The sequence below is a fragment of the Pedobacter sp. AK013 genome, assembly GCF_014205835.1.
Classification (GTDB): Bacteria; Bacteroidota; Bacteroidia; order Sphingobacteriales; family Sphingobacteriaceae; genus Pedobacter.
Map to the genome: position 1 here is coordinate 13,000 of NZ_JACHCQ010000026.1, position 21,185 is coordinate 34,184.

The window sequence follows — 21,185 nt, forward strand, 5'->3', positions numbered from 1 at the left end:
AAGCAGTAACATTGTGCTCCAAAATCTAACCAAATTTTCAGCTTAGACTTCAGAAGTTTACCGCGCTCGTGGTCACCAAAACTTCGGAAGCCTTTTTGGCCTTTATACCCTATATTTGCTCCATGAGTTTTTACAATTTCGAAAATACGGACCCCGAAGAAGAAGACATCCATTATATGAAACTGGCTTTGGAAGAAGCAAAAAAAGCTTTGGCTGATGACGAAATTCCGATAGGTGCTATAGTGGTAAGTAAAAACAGGATTATTGGCCGTGGTTATAATTTAACTGAACGCTTTAACGATGTAACAGCACATGCCGAAATGCAGGCTTTTACTTCTGCTGCGCAAACCATTGGAGGGAAATACTTAAGGGATTGTACTTTATATGTAACCATCGAGCCTTGTGTAATGTGCGCCGGTGCAAGTTATTGGACACAAATTGGCCGCATTGTGTATGGTGCGCGAGAAGAGAAAAGAGGATTTATCTCTAAAAATGTAAACCTGCTCCATCCCAAAACAATATTAAAAGGCGGTGTAATGGCGGAGGAGTGTGGAGCGTTAATGAAAGGTTTTTTTGCAAAGAAGAGGTAATTTGAGTTGATGGTCTGATCTTATAATCCATGGCGTAATAGTTTTACATATTAGATGAGAGCCCTAAATCTTTTTTTTAGACTTACTGCCCTGAACCTTACAACTTTTCAACCCTTCTAGCTTTACAACTTCTTACAGAAAATGATTTGATGATAATAACATGAACAAATCTTAACGTTCTAATGTTATATTTGCTACAAGAAACATTTTTAAATCTTTAAACATAAAACATTATGGCTTTTGAATTACCTGCGTTACATTACGCAACCGATGCATTAGAACCGCATATTGATAAAACTACCATGGAAATCCACCATGATAAACACCATCAGGCTTACGTTACTAACTTAAACAAAGCTTTAGAAGGTAAACCAGAGGCGACTTCAAGCATCGAAGAAATTGTAAAACACATTTCAAAATTCCCTGCTGCTGTAAGAAACAACGGTGGCGGACACTATAACCACTCTTTATTCTGGAACATTTTAGGCCCAAATAAAGGTGGTGAGCCAACTGGCGATTTAGCTAAGGCAATTAACGAAACTTTTGGTTCATTTGCTGAGCTTAAAACTAAATTACAAGAAGCTGGTGCTACCCGTTTTGGTTCTGGTTGGGCTTGGTTATCAGTAGGTGCTGATAAAAAACTTCAAGTTTCTTCTACACCAAACCAGGATAATCCTTTAATGGATATTGCTGAAGTAAAAGGAACACCAATTTTAGGTATTGATGTTTGGGAGCACGCTTATTACTTAAAATACCAAAACAAACGCCCTGATTATTTAGCGGCCATTTGGAATGTAATTAACTGGGATGCAGTTGCTGAGCTTTACAAAAAAGCTCTATAAGCTAAACATTCAATAAAATTTAAGAAAAGTCCCGATGCAAATCGGGACTTTCTTGTTTTAAGATAATTAAGTAACTTCGCAGATATAAAATGTTCGGAATGAAAAGGCTTGTAATTTTATTTTTAATTATTGTTGGTGTAAATGGATTGGTACATGCACAACAGAATAAAGTACCTACTCCAACAGAAATTGCCCAGAAGAATGTGGAGGATCTGGATAAGCGATTAAAACTTAATGGAACGCAAAAAAGTGTAATTTACAGCTTTACCTATAACCAGGCGAAAGAACAGGCTGATTTAATTAAAAGACAACAGGCAGGCAACTCGCGCGAAGAGGATGTAGATAAATTCTATAAACTCCAGAACGAAACCTCAAAAAATATCCGCAATGTTTTAAGGCCAGAGCAACAAACCGAATATGATAAAATTATTGAGGAACGGTTAAGTGGTAAAGGCTTAAAAGCTAAAAACAAGAAAAAGAAAAAAGGCGAAGAGGAAGAAGTGGAGAGCGATATTAAAGGATTGTTATCTGCGCCTCCCGTAGGAAAACAAAATCAGTAGCATTTATTAATCAAAACAGTGGTTTTGTAATCAATTAAATCAATAACAAATGCCAGAGATTATCTTAGGCACTATTGTACTCGGATTACTGTTATCGCCACAGTTACTTGCAGGTTTTTTGGCAAAGCGAACAGGGCGGAATTTCTGGTTTTGGTTTTTCATTTCCTTTTTAATCCCCATTATTTCATTAATTATTTTGATCTTTTTAGAAGATAAAAATCCCGCTGCCCAAAGCTATAAACTTGCTGATCATGTAGATGAAGATAGGAAAGTATTTTCCGAGGCTGTGAAGTAATCAGTTTTATAGAAAAGTCGTCATCTCGACTGCGTTGCACTCCACTCGAAATAACGATAGCTTGAAGAATGCTTAAACTTCGCAAGGCATTCTAAATCCCAACAATATCTTTTTTCTTTTTTTGCTTCATCGTTTTTGGGATAATTTCTAAAATCTCGTCTTTTAAAGCATTGAGCATCCTTTTTTTGATGAAGTTTTTGTGTGTTACCAGACTGATTTCGCGAACAGGCTCAGGCGATTTAAAATGACGAATTTTATTGGTCTGCTTTGCATTTAATTCAGCTATGGCCAACTCAGGGAGTAGTGTTGCGCCTCCATTTAAATCAACCATGCGCACCAGGGTTTCTACACTGCCTGTATTGTATTCCAGCCCCTGTAATCTGTTGTTTTTTGTAGAGCGGCAAATATTCAATACCTGGTTGCGCATACAATGACCTTCGTTCAAAAGCCAGATGTTTTCATCATTCAGATCTTCTGCATCAACGGCTTTCTTTTTATAAAGCTTGCTGTTTTTGCTGATGTAGCTCACAAAGTTTTCGTAATATAATGGGATTTCTGTAATATTCGGGTCGGTAAGGGGAGTGGCTAAAATACCGCAATCGAGTACGCCTGTTTTTAAATGGTGAATAATATCTTCAGTGGTATATTCCCAGATTAAAAGTTTTAATTCGGGATATTTATCCAACATGGCCGAAATTACTTCAGGTAGCAGGTACGGTGCAATAGTTGGGATTACACCTATTCTTAGCTCGCCTAAAACATCCTGTTGCTGACTGCTGATCAGTTCTTTTATTTTCCCACTTTCCTGTAAAATGATTCTGGCCTGAGCAATAATCTGGGCGCCAATTTCTGTAGGACTTACTGGCTGTTTACTTCTGTCAAAAATTTTAACGCTAATCAACTCCTCCAGTTTTTGTACCTGCATGCTTAAGGTGGGTTGCGTTACAAAACATTTATCTGCAGCGGTAACAAAACTTCTGTAAGTATCTACAGCAACGATATATTCTAGCTGAACTAAAGTCATATAGGTAAAATTTATTTAGTAAAACAAATATATAAATTTTAGCTATATAAAATTATGGAATAAGAGAATGAACTTGCGATTAAAACATTCGATCTTTCAATCACGCTCTCATTCCATAATTTCTCAATATCTGCTTTCGAAATCCTGATAGGCCAAGGCTATACCCTCACGAAGTTCTATCTGATGTTTCCAGCCTAAATCGTGGAGTTTGCTTACATCCATCAATTTACGGGGCGTTCCGTCAGGTTTGCTGGCATCGAATACCAATTCACCTTCAAAACCCAATACATCTTTGATTAATAAAGCTAAATCCTTAATGGTTAAATCGTGTCCCGTGCCTACGTTGATTAAATGTGGTTCGTTATAGTTTTGCATCAGGAAATAGCAGGCATCTGCCAGGTCATCTGCAAACAAAAATTCGCGCATTGGCGATCCTGATCCCCAAACCACAATCTCTTTTTCGTTATTCGCTTTTGCCTCATGAACTTTACGGATCAAAGCTGGTAAAACATGCGAATTTTGAGGATGATAGTTATCATTAAAGCCATATAAATTTGTGGGCATAACCGAGATGAAATTACAGCCATACTGATCGCGGTATGCATCGCACATTTTAATTCCCGCAATTTTTGCAATGGCATAGGGTTCGTTGGTATGCTCTAAAGTTCCGGTTAAAAGGTAATCTTCTTTTAAAGGTTGTGGAGCCATTTTAGGGTAGATACAGCTCGATCCCAAAAACATGAGTTTCTTAATGCCATTTACATAAGCATTGTGGATCACATTATTTTGTATGGCTAAGTTCTCGTAGAGAAAGTCGGCCCTGTATGTATTATTGGCTACAATGCCACCTACCTTTGCTGCTGCAAGAAACACATAATCTGGTTTTTCTTTTGCAAAGAAATCGGTAACTGCCTGCTGGTTGCGCAGATCAAGTTCGGCCGACGTTTTGGTAATGATATTTTCGTAACCCTCTTTTTGCAGTTTACGGTAAATGGCCGACCCCACCATACCACGATGACCTGCGACATATATTTTAGCGTTTTTTTCCACGGTATTTTTATAAGGGTACAAAAATACAATTCCTATACAAGAATGACATTAATCTTTATGGCAAAAGAAACTCCGATTATTGATTTAATTGTATTTTTGCAGAAAAAAAACTTTTGGGTAAAGATAAACTTAGGCGCTTTGCAGAAATTGAAACATTTGCAAACGTATATCAATTAGAACAAGGAAAAGCTTTAAAGGGAAACTGGGCTTCAGCACATTTTAAAAATACGAATCCAATAGTGCTCGAACTGGCATGTGGAAAGGGTGAATATTCGGTAAATCTGGCCAGATTATTCCCGGATAAGAATTTTATAGGCGTTGATTATAAAGGTAACCGCATTTGGCGCGGGGCCAAAACTGCTATTGAAGACGGGATTGATAATGTGGCTTTTTTAAGAATCCAGATTGAAAACTTACTGGATTATTTTAACAATGGAGAGATTGATGAGATCTGGATTACTTTTCCCGATCCGCAACCGCAGGACAGTCGTGAGAAAAAACGTTTGACTTTCCCGGCATTCCTGAACCGTTATAAACTTGTTTTAAAACCAGGTGGCAATGTTAATTTAAAAACGGATAACGACCAACTGTATACTTATACTTGCGAAAAGGTGGCAGAATTGGGCTTGCCTGTACATAAAAATACCGATCATCTGTATACTTCTGAACTGGTTGACGAGGTATTGTCGATCAAAACCTATTACGAGAAAAAATACTTGTTACACGATAAAAATATTAATTATATTCAATTTTCTTTTGAATAATGGATACCAACTTTTACGAGCAGGTTTATGAGATTGCCCGGTTAATTCCGAAAGGAAGGGTTACTTCTTATGGAGCTATCGCAAAAAGTTTGGGTGCAGCAAAATCGTCAAGAATGGTAGGGCATGCCATGCTTTATTCCGGAACAGCACATCCTAATGTGCCCGCACACAGAGTAGTAAACAGTAGTGGCTTGCTAACCGGAAAGTTTCATTTCAAACCGCCAGAATTGATGGAGGAGCTGTTGAGGAAAGAAGGTGTTGAAGTGAAGAACGACAAGGTGGTAAACTTTAAAAAAGTATTTTGGAATCCGCTGGAAGAAATCACAATATAACAGGTAAACTTCGTTTATAATCGGTAAGGGTAAAAATAACCAGGATCAATAAGCCTAAGCAGGCGTAGAAAATTTCGTCTACTAAATTTCCTTTAAACAGTGTAAACGCTAAAATAACAAGAATAATACTGACGAAAAACTCGATAAGGCCATGAAGTTTAAGATTAATGATTTTAAAAATACCCCCGCTAAAATTAGTACTTATTGTTAATAAAAAATGAATGATACCCAGAGCGTAAGCCAGTGTTGAAGCGGTTTTAGAAAGACCAAAAACATCGGGTGAAGCCAATAAAAGCATAACTAATAGGTAATCTAAAACGGCATGAAATTTTGGAGAGATCATTTTCATCATCAAATGTTTATATTCCTAACAAATAATAATTAAAAAAGATTTTAAAATATGGGAAAGCTTGTAGAGGAATTTAATGGCTATCGTGAAAAAATGAACGATAGAATTATGGAAACGGCGAATACAAATATTAAACGTTTTTTTGCGCTCGATACGACCTCCTATGCTGATGGAGCTTTAGACGTTAAAACGAAAGAGATGTTAGGCCTGGTAGCCTCGATGGTTTTGCGTTGTGATGATTGCATTAAATACCATTTAGGCAAGTGCTTCGATGCTGGTGTAAACCATGATGAGATGAACGAAATTTTCATGATTGCGAATCTTGTGGGTGGTAGCATTGTAATCCCGCATTACAGGAGGGCTGTGGAGTATTGGGATGAATTAAGTTTGGACTCGGGAGTTTAGAATTTTTATTAATGAACACGTCATGCTGAATTTATTTCAGCATCCTTCTGTGAAAAATCAATCTGAGATAAAGACCCTGAAATAAATTCAGGGTGACGATTGGCATTGGAGATTTCTCATTGAGCAGTTTACAAAAAAATTGAAACAACTTAACTTAAAATATACTTTATGCAAGACCCCCAAACTCCAAACTCAATTATCCGTTGCAGCTGGGCCGGCTCCGATCCCCTCTACATCAAATACCATGATGAGGAATGGGGAAAGCCTGTTTATGATGATAAAGTTTTATTCGAATTTTTAATACTCGAAGGTGCCCAGGCCGGTTTAAGCTGGATTACCATCCTTAGAAGGCGTGAAAACTACCGTAAAGCTTTTGCCGATTTTGAGGTTAATAAAGTAGCTGCTTTTACAGAAAAAGATGTTGAGCGTTTGATGAACAATGAAGGTATTATCCGTAATCGTTTAAAAGTTAGCGGTGCAATCACGAATGCCAAGCTGTTTATCGAAATTCAAAAAGAATTTGGCAGTTTCTCTAAATACATGTGGGGTTTTGTTCCAGAAGGTAAACCGATTCAAAATCACATCGAAAAAATGAGTGATGTGCCACCAAGAACCGAACTTTCTGATCAGATTAGTAAGGACATGAAAAAACGCGGTTTCAAATTTTTCGGCACCACTATCTGCTATGCACATATGCAGGCAACCGGAATGGTGAATGACCACTTATTAAACTGCTGCGCAAGATAATGTTTGCTTCAGCTACAATACACACGAGTAGGTTTTTATTGAGGCAGTTCTGTTCTGACGATCTAACATTTGTTTTTGAAGGATTATCCCATCCGGATGTGATCCTTTATTACGGGGTGAGTTATTCCTGCCTCGAGGAAACCAAAGAGCAATTGGTCTGGTTCAATAACCTTCAGAAAAATGAAACGGGTATCTGGTGGGCAATCTGTGATAAAGAAAACCTTGGTGCTTTAGGTGCCATAGGATTTAATGATTTAAGTAAAACGGATCAAAAGGCCGAAATAGGTTTTTGGCTGTTGCCCAAATATTGGGGAAAAGGCATCATTAAAGAAGTAGCAAATCCTGTATGCAATTATGCCTTTGAGAAATTAGGCTTAATAAAGATCGAGGCTATGGTTGAAACTCAAAATGAAAATAGCAAAAAGGTGCTTCAAAAACTTGATTTTGATTATCAAAAAACAATGGAGAACTGTGAAATTAAAAATGATAAGCAGATCAGTTTAGCGGTCTATGTAAAGCTTAAGTGTAATAGTATAATTTAAGCAATCCTAAAATCCGTTAATCCTGATTTTATTTTTTTGTCGCGTTATATTCCTTAACCCATTCAATAACATCTCGGCTGTTAAAATCTGTTCCAGCCTCAACTTTAGCTTTTAAAGCAGGCTGATCGCCCATTTTTTGCAGTAAGATATTTTTGACTTCGGTTTTTTTTGCATCTTCGGTTATTGCTTTCATAGGCACTTCCTGTAAAGGCCCGGCGCCAGGTTTTTCAATAAAGTAGCGGATAACGGGTGCACCTGCAGGTCTTTCTGGTGCAGCATTACGTCCCCCGCCAATGCTAATGCCACCACCCATACCCATGCCACCATAACCACCGGTTCCTGTACCGATCCCAATTGATGGTCTGAATTTTACCTTTTTCTCTTTCACTTCAGGAACCAGGGTGCCTCCGCCAAAAGAATAAAGATTAACCGATCCCATTTCGATTACCTTCACAAAACGATACTCGAAATTGCGCCCATTTGCAAATCCTTTGCTTACAAAGCTGTCACCATTCCAGAAGAAATTTTTAACATCCTTCGCTGGTAAAATCACATCAGCTTCATCATTGGCACTGATAAAAACAGAAAAATAATCGGTTCCTTTTATCGTTCCGCGTATCACATCGTCGTTGTTTTTAACAATAAAATCCTGGGCTTTAGCAATAAATGTTATTGAAAAAAATAAAATAAAAAGGTTAAGAATCTTCATAAGTTAGCAATATCAGGATATAACGTAAATTATTTAAAAATAATCTCCAAAAATAATAATGATTGAAACGCTCTCTACATTTTGGCAGTTCTTAAAAAAACCAAAACTTTTAAAACGCAGTAAAGATAATAAATCTCTTTGGAGAGATGTGTTGTGGTTGCTTTTGCTTGACCTATTATTTGCAGGTTTAGTGATGGGCATTTATTATATTCTCGTACATTTCAAAGTTATCGATGAATATGTAGAAAAAATCGATATCCTGAAAAAGTTTGGCCTACCGGCAGCGCTATTGATCGGGTGTATTTTAGCCCCGCTATTAGAAGAGTCTTTATTCAGGTGGCATCTAACAAAAAAATATATCCCTATTTATTTTGTATGTTTTACCCTTGGTTTGATGTCTAATTATTTTATTAATAGCAGCTACCTTACCTGGCCTGTCTATATCTTTTTTCTTCTTGTAGCGCTAGTTGTTCGAGGACATTTTAAAAGAATGGATATCCGGAGAAGAATTGTTTTCCGACGTCAATCTTTCGGATATCTGTTTTACTATTCAGCTATAATATTTGGTTTAATCCATTTAACCAACATAAAAGACTTAACGCTTAGCGACCCGGCCTTTATTATATTTGTCATCTCACAATTCTTTGGTGGATTATCGTTGGGATATCTCCGTATTAAATATGGCTTAATCTACGCCATCTTATTTCATAGTCTCATTAATTTTATAATGATATTATTAACGTTCTTTTTCTCTTAAATTGGGGTTTTATCTTTTCTAAACCTTAAACTTTGGTTACTTTTATCATCTGATAAATCTATTTATCGGTGTAATTATTTAATCAGTGAAATCATAACATGAAAAAACTCTTTCTCCTCGACGGTATGGCGCTAATGTACAGGGCGCATTTTGCATTAAGTAAAAATCCGCGTTTTACTTCAACAGGAATCAATACCTCGGCGGTAATGGGCTTTACCAATACTTTGCTCGATGTTTTGAAGAAAGAGAAACCAACACATATAGCAGTTGTTTTCGATACCGAAGCACCTACTGAAAGGCACACTACCTTCGAAGCCTATAAAGCACAGCGCCAGGCCATGCCCGAAGATCTGGCCGCAGCAATGCCTTATGTGATTAAATTGATTACTGGTTTTAATATCCCCGTAATTACTTCTGATGGCTACGAAGCCGATGATATTATTGGTACGCTGGCAAAAAAAGCGGAACAAAAGGGTTACCAGGTTTACTGTATGACACCAGATAAGGATTTTGCACAATTGGTTTCTGAAAATATTTTTATTTACAAACCTGCCCGTATGGGTAACGATATGGAAATATTGGGTGTAAAAGAAGTATTGGCTAAATGGGAAATCGAAAATGTATTGCAGGTGATCGATATCTTAGGTTTATGGGGCGATGCCGTAGATAATATCCCAGGTATTCCGGGCATAGGCGAGAAAACCGCCAAAGCGCTGATCAAGCAATATGGCTCGATGGAAAACATTATTGCCAACTCGCACGAGTTAAAAGGTAAGCAGCGCGAGAACGTAGAAAATTTTGCAGAACAAGGGCTCATTTCCAAAAAACTGGCCACGATTTTATTGGATGTACCTGTAGAACTGGATGAAGCTAGCCTCGAACTTTGTGATCCAAGTCGCGATTTATTAGAACCTTTGTTTACCGAGTTAGAATTCAGGACTTTGGGCCGCAGGGTATTTGGTGATGAATTTTCGGTTACTACTGCACGCTTTCAGGAAGGTACGCAGACCGATTTATTCGGTAACCAGCCAGGGGAGGCCATTCAATATACGAATACACTTGAAGAAGAACCAGCAGAAAAGCTTCCGGCTAAAACCATCGAAAATACAGCACATGATTATCAGTTGGTTGATACCGTTGAACAACGAGCCGATTTAATCAAATTATTGCTCGCCGAAAAAAGGATCTCATTTGATACCGAAACTACAGGTACCGATGCAAACATGGCCGATTTGGTTGGTCTATCTTTCTCAATAAAACCTGGCACAGGTTATTATATCCCAGTTCCGGCAGACAGAGTAGAAGCTCAGGCGATTGTTGATGAATTTAAGATCGTATTGGAAAATGAAGAAATCGAAAAAATTGGTCAGAATACCAAATACGACATTTTAGTGCTGAAATGGTATGGCGTGGAAGTAAAAGGAAAACTTTTTGATACCATGCTTGCCCACTATCTGATCGATCCAGATACCCGCCATGGTATGGACGTATTATCAGAAAACTACCTCGGTTACTCTCCTATTTCGATTACCAAACTGATTGGTGCAAAGGGTAAAAACCAGGGCACCATGCGCGATGTTCCGGTAATTGATGTGGTAGATTATGCCGCCGAGGATGCAGACGTGACACTACAACTGGCACATATCTTCGAGCCAAAATTAAAAGAATTAAATGCAGCCAAACTAGCCGAAGAGATTGAGAACCCTTTGGTTTATGTTTTGGCAGATATAGAAAAGGAAGGTGTTCGTATCGATATCGAAACCTTAAAAGCTTATTCTAAAGAGCTCGAAACTGAAATTATTAAGTTTGAGCAGAATGTTTACGATAAAGCAGGAGTTAAATTTAACCTGGCTTCGCCAAAACAATTAGGAGAGGTTTTATTTGATAAACTTCAGCTCGATCCGAAAGCTAAAAAGACTAAAACAGGTCAATATCAGACTGGCGAAGATGTTTTGTTGGCATTAGCCAGTAAGAGTGATATTGTACAGGATATTTTAGATTTCCGCCAGTTGCAGAAACTTAGATCAACCTATGTAGATGCATTACCGTTAATGGTTAACCCTAAAACGGGCAGGGTGCATACGTCCTACAATCAGGCTGTCGCTGCAACAGGAAGATTAAGTTCTAACAATCCAAATTTACAGAATATCCCGATCCGTACCGAGCGCGGAAGAGAAGTACGCAAAGCCTTTATTGCAAGAGATGAAAACCACATTTTGTTATCAGCCGATTATTCGCAGATAGAATTGCGCATTATTGCCGAAATAAGTAAAGAAGAGAACATGCTCGATGCTTTTAACAAAGGGATCGATATCCACACCGCAACAGCGGCTAAAGTATATGGTGTAAGTATCGAAGAAGTGGACGGAACGCAGCGCAGAAATGCCAAAGCGGTTAACTTCGGAATCATTTATGGTCAATCTGCCTTTGGCTTATCTCAGAACTTAGGCATTCCGCGTAAAGAGGCAGCTGAGATTATTGAACAATACTTTGCGCAATATCCCGGCATTAAACGTTACATGAGTGATACCATGAATTTTGCGCGTGAGAATGGGTTTGTAGAAACCATAATGGGTAGAAGACGTTATTTAAGAGACATTAACTCAGCCAACCAAACGGTAAGAGGTTTTGCAGAACGGAATGCCATTAATGCGCCTATACAGGGCTCTGCGGCCGATATGATCAAGATTGCAATGATTAATATCCATAAAGAAATGAAAGTGCAGAATTTGCAATCAACCATGACGATGCAGGTGCATGATGAGCTAGTATTTGATGTGCTGAAATCTGAAAAAGAAGCCATGAAAGCAATTATTCAGGATAAAATGGCCAATGCCATTAAATTAACTGTGCCTATTGTTGTAGAAATTGGTGAAGGGGATAATTGGTTGGCTGCACATTAAAAAATAAAAATATTTGTTATCTTCATAAAAACTTCATCCCGATTAATCAATTTTATATCAACAAATAAACGAGTAAAACAAAAATCGAAAAAACATGAAAAAGTTATTGAGTTTAATCGCAATCGCAGCATTTGGTTTAACAACTGCATTTGCTCAAACACCAGCTACTGCTCCTGCAGCTAAAGCTAAAACAGTTGTTAAGAAAGAAGTAAAAACAACTACTGCTCCAGTAAAAGCAGGTGCTAAAATGGAAGCTAAAAAAGTAGAAACTAAAACAACTACTACAGCTGCCAAGGTAAAAGCAGATGGCACGCCAGATATGCGTTTTAAAGAAAATAAAGCAAAAGCGGTAACTAAAGTTGCTGGTCCAACTAAAAAAGACGGTACAGCAGATATGCGCTATAAAGCAAATAAAGCTGCTGCTAAAAAGAATTAGGTTCAGGTTTATAATTTGAAAGGGTCTCTAATGAAAATTAGAGGCCCTTTTTTGTTTTAATGGCGACCTGTTGAAAATTATAAACTTATCGTTTCCCCAATTTTTGGCAACAATAAGGTTTTATTTTCGCGTTTAAATTTATCTAACGCAGCCTGTGTATCAATTTCAATTACCGGGAAAGTATTGTAGTGCACACCAATTACATTGTCACAGTCGAAATATTTAGTCGCAATCAAAGCATCATCAACATCCATGGTGTAATTCCCGCCAATGGGTAAGATGGCATAATCCAGATTGTAAATATCAGCCAAAACTTTCATCTCGATGGTTAATCCCGTATCGCCTGCAAAATAAATCTGTTTACCGCCTACTTCAAGTACAAAACCAGCAGGATTTCCACCGTAACTTCCATCTGGGAAACCTGATGAATGTGTAGCTGGTACCATGCGTACAGTTCCCCAATCAAAAGTAAATTTACCGAAATTCATTCCATGCACTTTTTCTACCCCCTGTTTCGAAACCCAATCAATAATTTCTGGTATGGCTATAACCGTAGCCTGAGTTTGTTTTGCCAGGGGTACAAGATCGGCCACATGATCCCCGTGACCATGACTTACCAATATGTAATCGGCCTCAATGGCTTTAATATCTATATTTTTAGCCAGGGGATTGTGCGATATAAACGGATCGAATAGTAATTTTTTACCAGCTGCTTCCAGTAAGAAACATGATTGGCCGTAATAAGTATATTTCATAATAATAGTATCTAGATTTGAATAACAAGTAGCAAGATCTGAGAATTGAGTATTAAGACTGATTGTTTTAAGTATAACAGTTGAGTCTTCTAATGGTTTTTATTGGCCAAACATACCGCCTAACCCACCTAGCATATCTTGTGCCGATGCCTGCATTTCGGCTGCACTAACTTGCTCGGCGCTTGCCATCGCTTTGTTAATAGCCGTTAACAAAAGTTCTTCTAATTCTTCCTTATCGGCATTTTTCAAAAACTCTTCATCAATAGAAACTCCGGTAATGGCTTTGTTGGCGGTAGCAGTAATTTTTATTGCGCCATTTTCAACTTCGCCAAATACCGAGATAGTATCCAAACGTTTTTTAATTTCTTCGGCTTTTTGTTGAGCCGCAAATAATTTATCGAACATAATCGTTTTGTTTAATAATAAAACTAAATCCGGCCTAAAATCGTATTGGCCTCATCAAGGAAGCGCTCAATCTTTTTAGTGCCTATAAAACTTTTAAGGTTTAAAGTGATTGTTTTGTTTTTGGCAGGTAATAAAATCTCTGCCCTAACTTCGGTACCCGAATAAATAAGATTGGTTGTTTTACGGATAACCTGAAAACGGATCAGATCATCAAAAGGATATTCTTTTTTAAAACGGCCAGCAAAAGTAGAACGGATAATTTTTTTTTGGCTTTTATCAAAGCGGAAGTTAGAGGTTGCTGCAAAAAGAAGCGCTAAACCGATTGCTGCGGGAAAATAGGTTAAGAGTATTTTTTGAAAAGACCCTTCTTTTGATAAAAAATCTGGACTAAACAATATGGCTACAGTAGCACCGATCAAAATCAATCCAACAATAAGGTTTCCTATCTTATTATCCCGCAACAGGTAAACACCACTTTCTTCTCTGAAAAATCTAAAATCGTAAATGGTCTGTTTGGGAATTACAGGTACATTGGCAAAAACCAGCTCATCAATCTTGGGTAATACCTCTTGCTGAAAAGCAATCAGGTTGGCATTAGTGGCTTTGCTGTATCCGGAAGAAACAATTAAGCCTTTGCCATGCCTGTTACTTTTTTTGAACAGTTTATAATTAAAACCGCTTCCTAGTACTTCGTATGGTTCTACTGAAGCGATATCATCAAAAGGAATTGATCCGGTTGGCAAAAACGCAATCTTTTTATATAAAATTCTATTGTTCCCATCAAAAATTACTTTTGTTTCGGCAATAAAAATCAGCATTAATGGAATCAATAAAAGGAAGCCGTAATATCCTAAGGTAAAGCCAGTAGAATAACCTTGCACTGATCTCGATAAAAAGAAAATAAAGGCCGCAATCAGCACAAAGAAAATAACACCAACTATCCTTAAATTTCTTTTAGGATAGTTGGTTAACGCACTTGGTTCTATAATCCATTTAGTTTTTGCCATAAAAAATTAATCTTCGTCTGAACCAGGCAAACTTCCGTTGCCATGGTAGGCACCTTTACGGATAATAGGCATATTGAAGTGTTTATAAAGTTCGTCAAGATGCATCAAACTTCCATTAGTAAGGTTACCTAAAAATATAATCACAATATTTTTATCTAAATCCCTCACATAAATATGGCGAAAACCATGCCACCAACCTGTATGGTAAACTACTTTGTCCATCTTTTCTCCATCGAACATCCTCCAACCATAACCATAGTTAAAGTGACCATTTACGGGCTTATTACGACCTACGTATGCTGAATCTAGGCTTTTTTTAGTTAATAATCGCCCATTTTTCAGGTATTTATCAAATAATACTAAATCGTGTACCGTACTGTAAATGCCCTTATCTCCAACTGGCCCGTCTAAAAAATTCTGGGCAACAGAATATCTCCAGGTACGGTCATGACCAACCACATCAACAGGAATTTTTTCATACTCGGTGGTGCTATATACATGTGTATGTTTTAATCCGGCAGGTTTAAACACATGCTCCATCATATACTGTGAATAACGCTGTCCGGTAACCTTTTCTATAATAGCCCCCAAAACCATAAAGTTTGAGTTGTTATAGTGAAAACGGTTATCTGGTTTAGTGTATGGGTTTGGCTTCCGCTCGGCAATAACATTCATTACTTCCTGGTTGGTTACCCCTTTTTTCATATTGCGTTTTTCCTTACGCCAGATATCATCAATGAAATAAACATAGTTCATCATGCCACTTCGGTGAGAAAGTAACAGTTTCACCGTTATGCCTTCATATGGGAAATTAGGGTAGAATTTTTTAACATTATCGTTCAATGAAAGTTTCCCTGCCTCTACCAATTGCATAATGGCTGTACCGGTAAAAGTTTTGGTAATTGAGGCCAGCTCAAATTCTGAATTGATGGTTAAACTGTCACGGTGCAGGTAATCGGCCCAACCTATGGCTTTTTCGTAAAGAATTTTTCCATCTTTGGCTACCAGCATGTTTCCATTGAAACCGAATTTCCGGTGTAGGTTATCTACAAAATCAGCTATCCATTTATCGCCTTTTTGTGGGTTATAAACCAGTAACAGGCTATCTGCTTTGTCGTCTTCTTTAGTGCGGATTTTTTTTTCAGCCGCCTTTTTCTCTTCAGATTTTTTGCTTGAGCAAGCGGTTAATAAAGTTGCAGAGAGGGCTAATGCTGAACATATATATCGAAAATTCATTTATATTGGGAGTAGTGTATTTAAAACCCGAAAATTAAAGAATTTTAGACGGTTAAAACGAAAGAGTTTTACACATTTTCGCAATTTTGGTTGTACCAGCATTCAAATAAATGACCTTTACTTCCATAAACGGGGTCGCTGTCTGGATTTTTCACTTTAGCTATGGTTTCGTCTGCTTCAAGCCGCTCCTCTGCTTTGCCATATTTAATGTCATAATCTGAGCCATTCGGGTATGCACCAACAACAGTGAAGTCGCCGGTCGAATTCAGTTTTTTATGCGCTACACCTGCAGGAATGATAATTACATCACCTTTATCCAACTCTATACAAACCCCATGATCGCCTCCAAACTGCACATCGGCTTTGCCACAAAATACGCCCATTACTTCATGAGTATTGCTATGGTAATGGTGATAATCAAAGATGCCATCCACCCAGGCATTGGTGTATCCGTTCTGTGCGAAAACCCTTTTGATCACGTCTTCAGTATCATCAGGATGCAACCTGAATGTGCCTTTGTAAATCATTAAAGGTAAATTAGGGTTATTTGGGAAATTGCCATTCTCCTCTATTTTATGTGCAACCAGATAAGCTTCTTGAATTAATTTTTCTTTGTCCATGATTTGGGTGTTTTAATAATTAACAAAGTAATTGGCAAAGGGTTTAAAGATTTGGATGGTTTCCTGCGGATTTATATTTTGTATAGAAGTGGTCGTCATTGCGAGAAGGCTTTTTCAGCCGACGAAGCAATCTTTACGCGATCGCGAATAGCAGTAGTAAAAGATCGCTTCGTCGTTCCTCCTCGCAATGACGAATAGTTCTATTTCTGGCTTTCTGCCCAGGTATCCATCTTAGCTTCAAAAACAGATAAGGGGAAAGATCCATCTTTCAAAACTGCAGTATGAAAAGCTGCCAATTTAAACTTCGGACCTAATGCTTTCTCATATTTGGTTCTCAATTCCCTTATTTTCATTGCGCCTGTTTTATAGCCCAAAGCCTGCGCAGGTATACCCATATAACGTTCAATTTCTGCCGTTGCACCTTCGGTACTAATGGCTTCGTTATCTGTCATGTATTTTATAGCCTCTTCTCTGCTCATGTTTTTGGTGTGGATGGCCACATCAACCACCAAACGGATGGCTCTATGCATTTCATCACCCAATGCACCCATGTGCTGATAAGGATCCTGATATAAGCCTAATTCTTTACCCAACGATTCGCAATATAAGGCCCAACCTTCTACATAAGCATTATGCCCGCCAAAGCGGCGGAAATTAGGTAGCGATTTATTTTCTTGGGTTAAAGAAATCTGGTAATGGTGACCGGGTATTGCTTCATGCAAGAAAAGAGATTCCATTCCTGAGGTGGTGTTAAATGTTTTGGCATCTAAAATTGGCACATAAAAGATGCCTGGACGTGATCCATCGGCAGAACCCGGATTGTATTCTGCACTTGCCGATGCTGCTCTGAAAGCTTCGGTTTGGCGGATTTCGAAAGGTGTTTTAGGCTCTACATCAAACATCTTTTTCAAATTGGGTTTCATGCGCTGATGGATATTTTCAAAGGCCGCTAACACTTCTTTTGGTGTTTTATAAGGCATGAATTTTTTATCTGTTTTCATGTATTCGAAAAAAGCCTTTAAATCGCCCTTAAAGCCAACCAGATTTTTAATGCTGTCCATTTGGCCTTTAATCCTGGCAACTTCTTTTAAGCCTGTTTGATAGATCTCTTCAGGTGTTTTGTTGGTGGTAGTTTGTTGTTTAACCAGATAAGTGTACCAGGCCAAGCCACCTGGCATGGCAGAATAACCCGAGGTAGTTCTTGTTTTTGGCAGGTATTCGTTCTGCAGGTAATCGCCCAATTTTTTATAGGTTGGGATAATTACTTTAGTAATCGAATTGCGATAAGCTTCCGTTAACTTTTGCTTATCAGCGGCTGAAAAACTTGAAGGCATTAATTTTATCGGTCCGTAAAATAAACTTTGCTCGGGTGTAGCCACAACCATACTCTGCATCTGAGGGATCATCTTAACCACCAATGCTTTTGGCAGTACAATACCTGCTGCCACACCTTTTTTAAAATTACCAATGGCGGTATCGGCCCATATCGCAAATGCATCAACACGTTTTAGCCAGTCTTCGTAGTTTTTTACCGTTTTAAAAGGCTGGATCCCCGTTCCAGAGCCAAATTGCCCAATGGTTAGGGGCAAAGCAAACATCTGGTTAAAAGGCAGGTATTCGGAATGATATTTTAATCCTTCCAGATTAATTTCCAGTTGATCTTTTAGGTAGTCATACGATAATTTGTCGTTTGCGCCAAGGCTTTCGCGGTCATATTTTCCCAAGCTATCCAGATAACGCTGATTGTAGCTTTTAAACGCTTTTAAATAGGCTTGCGATCCATCATTGGCCAAAAGATCGTTATAACGTTCATCTCCGATATAGGTGGCGCTTAATGGGTTTATTTTTAATCCATCCTGATAATATTGTTCACAAAGGGCCGCAAAGGTTTTGTTTTCTGTGCCATTATCAGAACTGTTTTTTTGCTTACAGGAAAGCATTGCAGTAATGCAGGCAGCAAAAAGAAGTGTTTTTTTCATTTGTTTAGATTTAAGGTCTTTAATCAAAAATAGCAAATTAAGTGGCCATTTGCTAAAAGCCTTAAATGCAAAAAAGCCATCCTTAAGGATGGCTTTAATTTTTATAATGAGATCCTTCAACAAGCGCTCCGTAGGTGTCCTTTGAACAGGATGACAATACGTATTAAGCTAATAGTCTGATCGGCTCTTCTAATAAACCTTTTAATGTTTGTAAGAATTGTGCTCCGGTTGCGCCATCAACCACACGGTGATCGCAACCTAAAGTTAATTTCATTACATTACCAGGAACAACAGCGCCGTTTTTAACCACCGGAACTTGCTGTATTGCGCCTACTGATAAAATTGCACCATCAGGAGAGTTGATAATTGAAGTAAATTCGTCAATACCAAACATACCTAAGTTAGAAACAGTGAAAGTAGAACCCTCCCAATCTGCTGGCTGTAATTTTTTAGCTTTTGCTTTACCGCCAAAATCTTTTACTTCTGCAGAGATGTGTGATAGAGATTTACCATCAGCGAAACGTACTACTGGTACCAATAAGCCATCTTCAACGGCGATAGCTACACCAATGTTGGTGTGTTCGTTAAACCTGATTTTATCGCCACCCCATGATGAATTAACAGCAGGGTGTTTTTTCAAGGCAACGGCAACCGCTTTAATTACGATATCGTTGAAAGAAACCTTAACAGGGGCAACTGCGTTAATAGCCGTACGAGCAGCTATTGCATTGTCCATATCAATACTAATGGTTAAATAGAAATGTGGTGCAGTGAATAAACTTTCTGCTAAACGTTTTGCAATTACTTTACGCATTTGCGAAACCGGGGCTTCTGTAAATTTAACTTCGCCAACATATTGAGGAATAACTGGTGCTGGTGCAGCAGCTTTTTCAGCAGTTGGAGCTGCAGATTCTGCTTTTGCCGGAGCAGCAGCTGGTTTAAAGTTTTCGATATCTTTTTTAATGATACGGCCACCCTCTGCACTACCTGCAACCTGCGATAAATCAATACCTTTATCTTTGGCAATTTTCTTAGCCAAAGGAGATGCTTTAACACGGCTATCTGAAGAACTTTCTGCAACCGGAGCAGATGCGCTTGTAGCTTGTTTTTCTTCTTTAGGCGCTTCGCTTTGGTCTTTCGCCTTTGGACTTTCAGCTCCTCCAGCTAAAATTCCGCTAACATCAGTTCCTTCTGGACCAACGATAGCAATAATTCCGTTCACTTTTGCAGCAGCACCTTTCTCTACACCGATATGCAATAAAGTTCCGGTTGCGTAGCCCATTACTTCCATAGTAGCCTTATCGGTTTCTACATCGGCAAGAACATCGTCGTCTTTTACTTTATCGCCAACTTTTTTATGCCATTCGGCAATTACGCCTTCAGTCATGGTATCGCTTAACAAAGGCATGCGGATAACCGTAACACCTTTTGCTGCTAATTCTTCTTCGCTTAAGTCACCACCCTGAGCAGGTGCTGCCTCTTCTTTTTTATCTTCAGCCTGTGGAGCATCGGTATTTTCGGCTTTTGGAGCCGCTGCACCTTTTTCTGCCTCCAATGCTGCTTTATAATCTTCGCCTTCTTTACCAATAACGGCCATGATAGCATCAACAGGAACAGCTGTTCCTTCTTCTACACCAACGTATAAAAGTGTACCATCCCAATAAGATTCCATATCCATTGTTGCTTTGTCAGTTTCTACTTCTGCCAAAACATCGCCGCTTTTCACTTTATCGCCCACTTTTTTGTGCCACTTTGCCAAAACCCCTTCGGTCATGGTGTCGCTCATTTTAGGCATTTTAATTACATCAGCCATTATATCTAATTAATTGAAATCTTATTAATATTAGTCCATTACGTAAGGGTAGTCCTGTTGCATATATACATCTTTGTATAATTCAGATGCATCAGGCCAAGGAGATTCTTCAGCAAATTTTACTGCTTGATCTACAATTGCTTTTACTTTAGCTTCTACTTCTTCAATCCAGGCCTGATCTGCATACTTTTCTTTAAGAATAGTTTCTCTTGCGTGCTCAACCGGATCTTTTGCTTTATAATCTTCTAATTCTTCTTTGGTACGGTATTTTGCCGGATCTGACATTGAGTGACCGCGGTAACGGTAAGTTCTCATTTCTAAGAAAGTAGGTCCCTCGCCTTTACGTGCACGTTGAATCGCTTCGTCCATTGCATTGTGCACGGCAACCGGATCCATACCGTCAACAGGTGCACATGGCATATCGAAACCTAAACCTATTTTATAAATATCAGTCATGTTGGTGGTACGTTGTACTGATGTACCCATTGCATAACCATTGTTTTCGCAAACAAAAACAACAGGTAATTTCCACAACATCGCCATGTTAAAAGTTTCGTTTAATGCGCCCTGGCGCACAGCACCATCGCCCATATAGCAAATATTAACATTGTCAGTTCCTTTGTATTTTTCTGCAAAAGCAACGCCAGCACCTAATGGAATCTGACCGCCAACGATTGCATGACCACCATAGAAGTTATGCTCTTTACTGAACATGTGCATTGAACCACCTTTACCTTTAGAGCATCCTGTAGCTTTACCGTACATTTCTGCCATAATACTATCAGCACTAACTCCTAAAGCTAAGGCGTGAGCATGATCACGGTATGTTGTAATCATTGAATCACCTTTTTGCATTGCAGATATTGCACCTGCAACTACAGCTTCTTGTCCAATGTATAAATGACAAAAGCCACGTATTTTTTGTTGTCCGTATAACTGGCCAGTTTTTTCTTCGAATTTGCGCATCAGCAACATCGACTCGAACCACTTTAACCAGGTATCTTTATTTATTTCTACTGCACTCATTTTAGGGTATTTGTTTTTTGCGACAGCAAATCTAATTTT

At 38.4% G+C, this 21,185-nt stretch carries 24 protein-coding genes; 12 read left to right on the forward strand and 12 right to left on the reverse strand.

The window, feature by feature from the left end; genetic code table 11:
- Window positions 1-122 precede the first annotated feature (122 nt).
- The 4 genes from HDC90_RS16955 to HDC90_RS16970 all read left to right on the forward strand — a co-directional run bounded on the left by HDC90_RS16955 (window position 123) and on the right by HDC90_RS16970 (window position 2,287).
- Window positions 123-590, forward strand: a complete 468-nt coding sequence (locus HDC90_RS16955) for a nucleoside deaminase (RefSeq protein WP_184468474.1) — start codon at window positions 123-125, stop codon at window positions 588-590.
- Between the two features lie 233 nt (window positions 591-823).
- A complete protein-coding gene (locus HDC90_RS16960; RefSeq protein WP_167295689.1) occupies window positions 824-1,432 on the forward strand; it encodes a superoxide dismutase in 609 nt (202 codons plus the stop codon).
- A gap of 98 nt (window positions 1,433-1,530) precedes the next feature.
- Entirely contained in the window at window positions 1,531-1,992 is a 462-nt protein-coding gene (locus HDC90_RS16965) for a hypothetical protein (protein WP_184468476.1), read from the forward strand.
- Between the two features lie 49 nt (window positions 1,993-2,041).
- Window positions 2,042-2,287 carry a hypothetical protein gene (locus tag HDC90_RS16970; RefSeq protein WP_184468478.1) on the forward strand — a complete coding sequence of 82 codons (246 nt, stop codon included), beginning with the start codon at window positions 2,042-2,044 and terminating at the stop codon, window positions 2,285-2,287.
- Between the two features lie 91 nt (window positions 2,288-2,378).
- Here HDC90_RS16970 and HDC90_RS16975 read toward each other — a convergent pair whose 3' ends face one another.
- Together HDC90_RS16975 and HDC90_RS16980 are read right to left on the reverse strand one after the other, a co-directional pair.
- Complete coding sequence (locus tag HDC90_RS16975; protein ID WP_184468480.1) at window positions 2,379-3,311, reverse strand: hydrogen peroxide-inducible genes activator; 933 nt, start codon at window positions 3,309-3,311, stop codon at window positions 2,379-2,381.
- Between the two features lie 123 nt (window positions 3,312-3,434).
- Entirely contained in the window at window positions 3,435-4,361 is a 927-nt protein-coding gene (locus tag HDC90_RS16980; protein WP_184468482.1) for a GDP-L-fucose synthase, read from the reverse strand.
- Between the two features lie 113 nt (window positions 4,362-4,474).
- On the opposite strand from HDC90_RS16980, the gene trmB reads away from it, so the two are divergent.
- Together trmB and HDC90_RS16990 are read left to right on the forward strand one after the other, a co-directional pair.
- On the forward strand, window positions 4,475-5,125 hold the full coding sequence (gene trmB / locus HDC90_RS16985; RefSeq protein ID WP_184468484.1) for a tRNA (guanosine(46)-N7)-methyltransferase TrmB: 651 nt from the start codon (window positions 4,475-4,477) through the stop codon (window positions 5,123-5,125).
- Window positions 5,125-5,457 (forward strand): MGMT family protein, encoded by a 333-nt coding sequence (locus HDC90_RS16990; protein ID WP_184468487.1) that lies wholly within the window; start codon window positions 5,125-5,127, stop codon window positions 5,455-5,457. The genes trmB and HDC90_RS16990 overlap by 1 nt, the downstream gene beginning before the upstream one ends.
- Here HDC90_RS16990 and HDC90_RS16995 read toward each other — a convergent pair.
- Entirely contained in the window at window positions 5,447-5,806 is a 360-nt protein-coding gene (locus HDC90_RS16995) for a hypothetical protein (RefSeq protein ID WP_184468489.1), read from the reverse strand. The two genes, HDC90_RS16990 and HDC90_RS16995, sit on opposite strands and share 11 nt — an antisense overlap.
- Window positions 5,807-5,857: 51 nt before the next feature.
- Between HDC90_RS16995 and HDC90_RS17000 the strand changes: the two genes are divergently transcribed.
- The 3 genes from HDC90_RS17000 to HDC90_RS17010 all read left to right on the forward strand — a co-directional run bounded on the left by HDC90_RS17000 (window position 5,858) and on the right by HDC90_RS17010 (window position 7,500).
- Window positions 5,858-6,211 carry a carboxymuconolactone decarboxylase family protein gene (locus HDC90_RS17000; RefSeq protein WP_184468491.1) on the forward strand — a complete coding sequence of 118 codons (354 nt, stop codon included), beginning with the start codon at window positions 5,858-5,860 and terminating at the stop codon, window positions 6,209-6,211.
- Window positions 6,212-6,379: 168 nt separating this feature from the next.
- Window positions 6,380-6,958: a DNA-3-methyladenine glycosylase I gene (locus tag HDC90_RS17005; RefSeq protein WP_184468493.1), complete on the forward strand. Its 579-nt coding sequence runs from the start codon at window positions 6,380-6,382 to the stop codon at window positions 6,956-6,958.
- Window positions 6,958-7,500, forward strand: coding sequence for a GNAT family N-acetyltransferase (locus HDC90_RS17010; protein WP_184468495.1), 543 nt, complete (start codon window positions 6,958-6,960; stop codon window positions 7,498-7,500). Before HDC90_RS17005 ends, HDC90_RS17010 begins: the two co-directional genes overlap by 1 nt.
- Before the next feature lie 28 nt (window positions 7,501-7,528).
- On the opposite strand, the gene HDC90_RS17015 is transcribed toward HDC90_RS17010, so the two are convergent.
- Window positions 7,529-8,209, reverse strand: a complete 681-nt coding sequence (locus HDC90_RS17015) for a hypothetical protein (protein WP_184468497.1) — start codon at window positions 8,207-8,209, stop codon at window positions 7,529-7,531.
- 58 nt (window positions 8,210-8,267) lie between these two features.
- Between HDC90_RS17015 and HDC90_RS17020 the strand changes: the two genes are divergently transcribed.
- The 3 genes from HDC90_RS17020 (at window position 8,268) to HDC90_RS17030 (ending at window position 12,305) form a co-directional block, all read left to right on the forward strand.
- Complete coding sequence (locus tag HDC90_RS17020) at window positions 8,268-8,966, forward strand: CPBP family intramembrane glutamic endopeptidase (protein ID WP_184468499.1); 699 nt, start codon at window positions 8,268-8,270, stop codon at window positions 8,964-8,966.
- Between the two features lie 98 nt (window positions 8,967-9,064).
- Complete coding sequence (gene polA / locus HDC90_RS17025; RefSeq protein WP_184468501.1) at window positions 9,065-11,869, forward strand: DNA polymerase I; 2,805 nt, start codon at window positions 9,065-9,067, stop codon at window positions 11,867-11,869.
- Window positions 11,870-11,963: 94 nt separating this feature from the next.
- Window positions 11,964-12,305 (forward strand): hypothetical protein, encoded by a 342-nt coding sequence (locus tag HDC90_RS17030; RefSeq protein ID WP_184468503.1) that lies wholly within the window; start codon window positions 11,964-11,966, stop codon window positions 12,303-12,305.
- 77 nt (window positions 12,306-12,382) lie between these two features.
- On the opposite strand, the gene HDC90_RS17035 is transcribed toward HDC90_RS17030, so the two are convergent.
- From HDC90_RS17035 to pdhA, 8 genes are all read right to left on the reverse strand, one after another.
- Window positions 12,383-13,060, reverse strand: coding sequence for a metal-dependent hydrolase (locus tag HDC90_RS17035; RefSeq protein ID WP_184468505.1), 678 nt, complete (start codon window positions 13,058-13,060; stop codon window positions 12,383-12,385).
- A 99-nt stretch (window positions 13,061-13,159) separates the two neighbouring features.
- Window positions 13,160-13,465 (reverse strand): YbaB/EbfC family nucleoid-associated protein, encoded by a 306-nt coding sequence (locus HDC90_RS17040; protein WP_167295672.1) that lies wholly within the window; start codon window positions 13,463-13,465, stop codon window positions 13,160-13,162.
- Window positions 13,466-13,488: 23 nt separating this feature from the next.
- Window positions 13,489-14,472: a hypothetical protein gene (locus HDC90_RS17045; protein WP_184468507.1), complete on the reverse strand. Its 984-nt coding sequence runs from the start codon at window positions 14,470-14,472 to the stop codon at window positions 13,489-13,491.
- A 6-nt stretch (window positions 14,473-14,478) separates the two neighbouring features.
- Window positions 14,479-15,708 (reverse strand): serine hydrolase, encoded by a 1,230-nt coding sequence (locus tag HDC90_RS17050; RefSeq protein WP_184468509.1) that lies wholly within the window; start codon window positions 15,706-15,708, stop codon window positions 14,479-14,481.
- Between the two features lie 68 nt (window positions 15,709-15,776).
- On the reverse strand, window positions 15,777-16,328 hold the full coding sequence (locus HDC90_RS17055) for a cupin domain-containing protein (RefSeq protein ID WP_184468511.1): 552 nt from the start codon (window positions 16,326-16,328) through the stop codon (window positions 15,777-15,779).
- 200 nt (window positions 16,329-16,528) lie between these two features.
- Window positions 16,529-18,307 (reverse strand): DUF885 family protein, encoded by a 1,779-nt coding sequence (locus HDC90_RS17060; RefSeq protein WP_184468514.1) that lies wholly within the window; start codon window positions 18,305-18,307, stop codon window positions 16,529-16,531.
- Window positions 18,308-18,470: 163 nt separating this feature from the next.
- Entirely contained in the window at window positions 18,471-20,120 is a 1,650-nt protein-coding gene (locus tag HDC90_RS17065) for a pyruvate dehydrogenase complex dihydrolipoamide acetyltransferase (RefSeq protein ID WP_184468516.1), read from the reverse strand.
- A gap of 30 nt (window positions 20,121-20,150) precedes the next feature.
- Window positions 20,151-21,146 (reverse strand): pyruvate dehydrogenase (acetyl-transferring) E1 component subunit alpha, encoded by a 996-nt coding sequence (gene pdhA, locus HDC90_RS17070; protein WP_184468518.1) that lies wholly within the window; start codon window positions 21,144-21,146, stop codon window positions 20,151-20,153.
- Window positions 21,147-21,185: the final 39 nt, after the last annotated feature.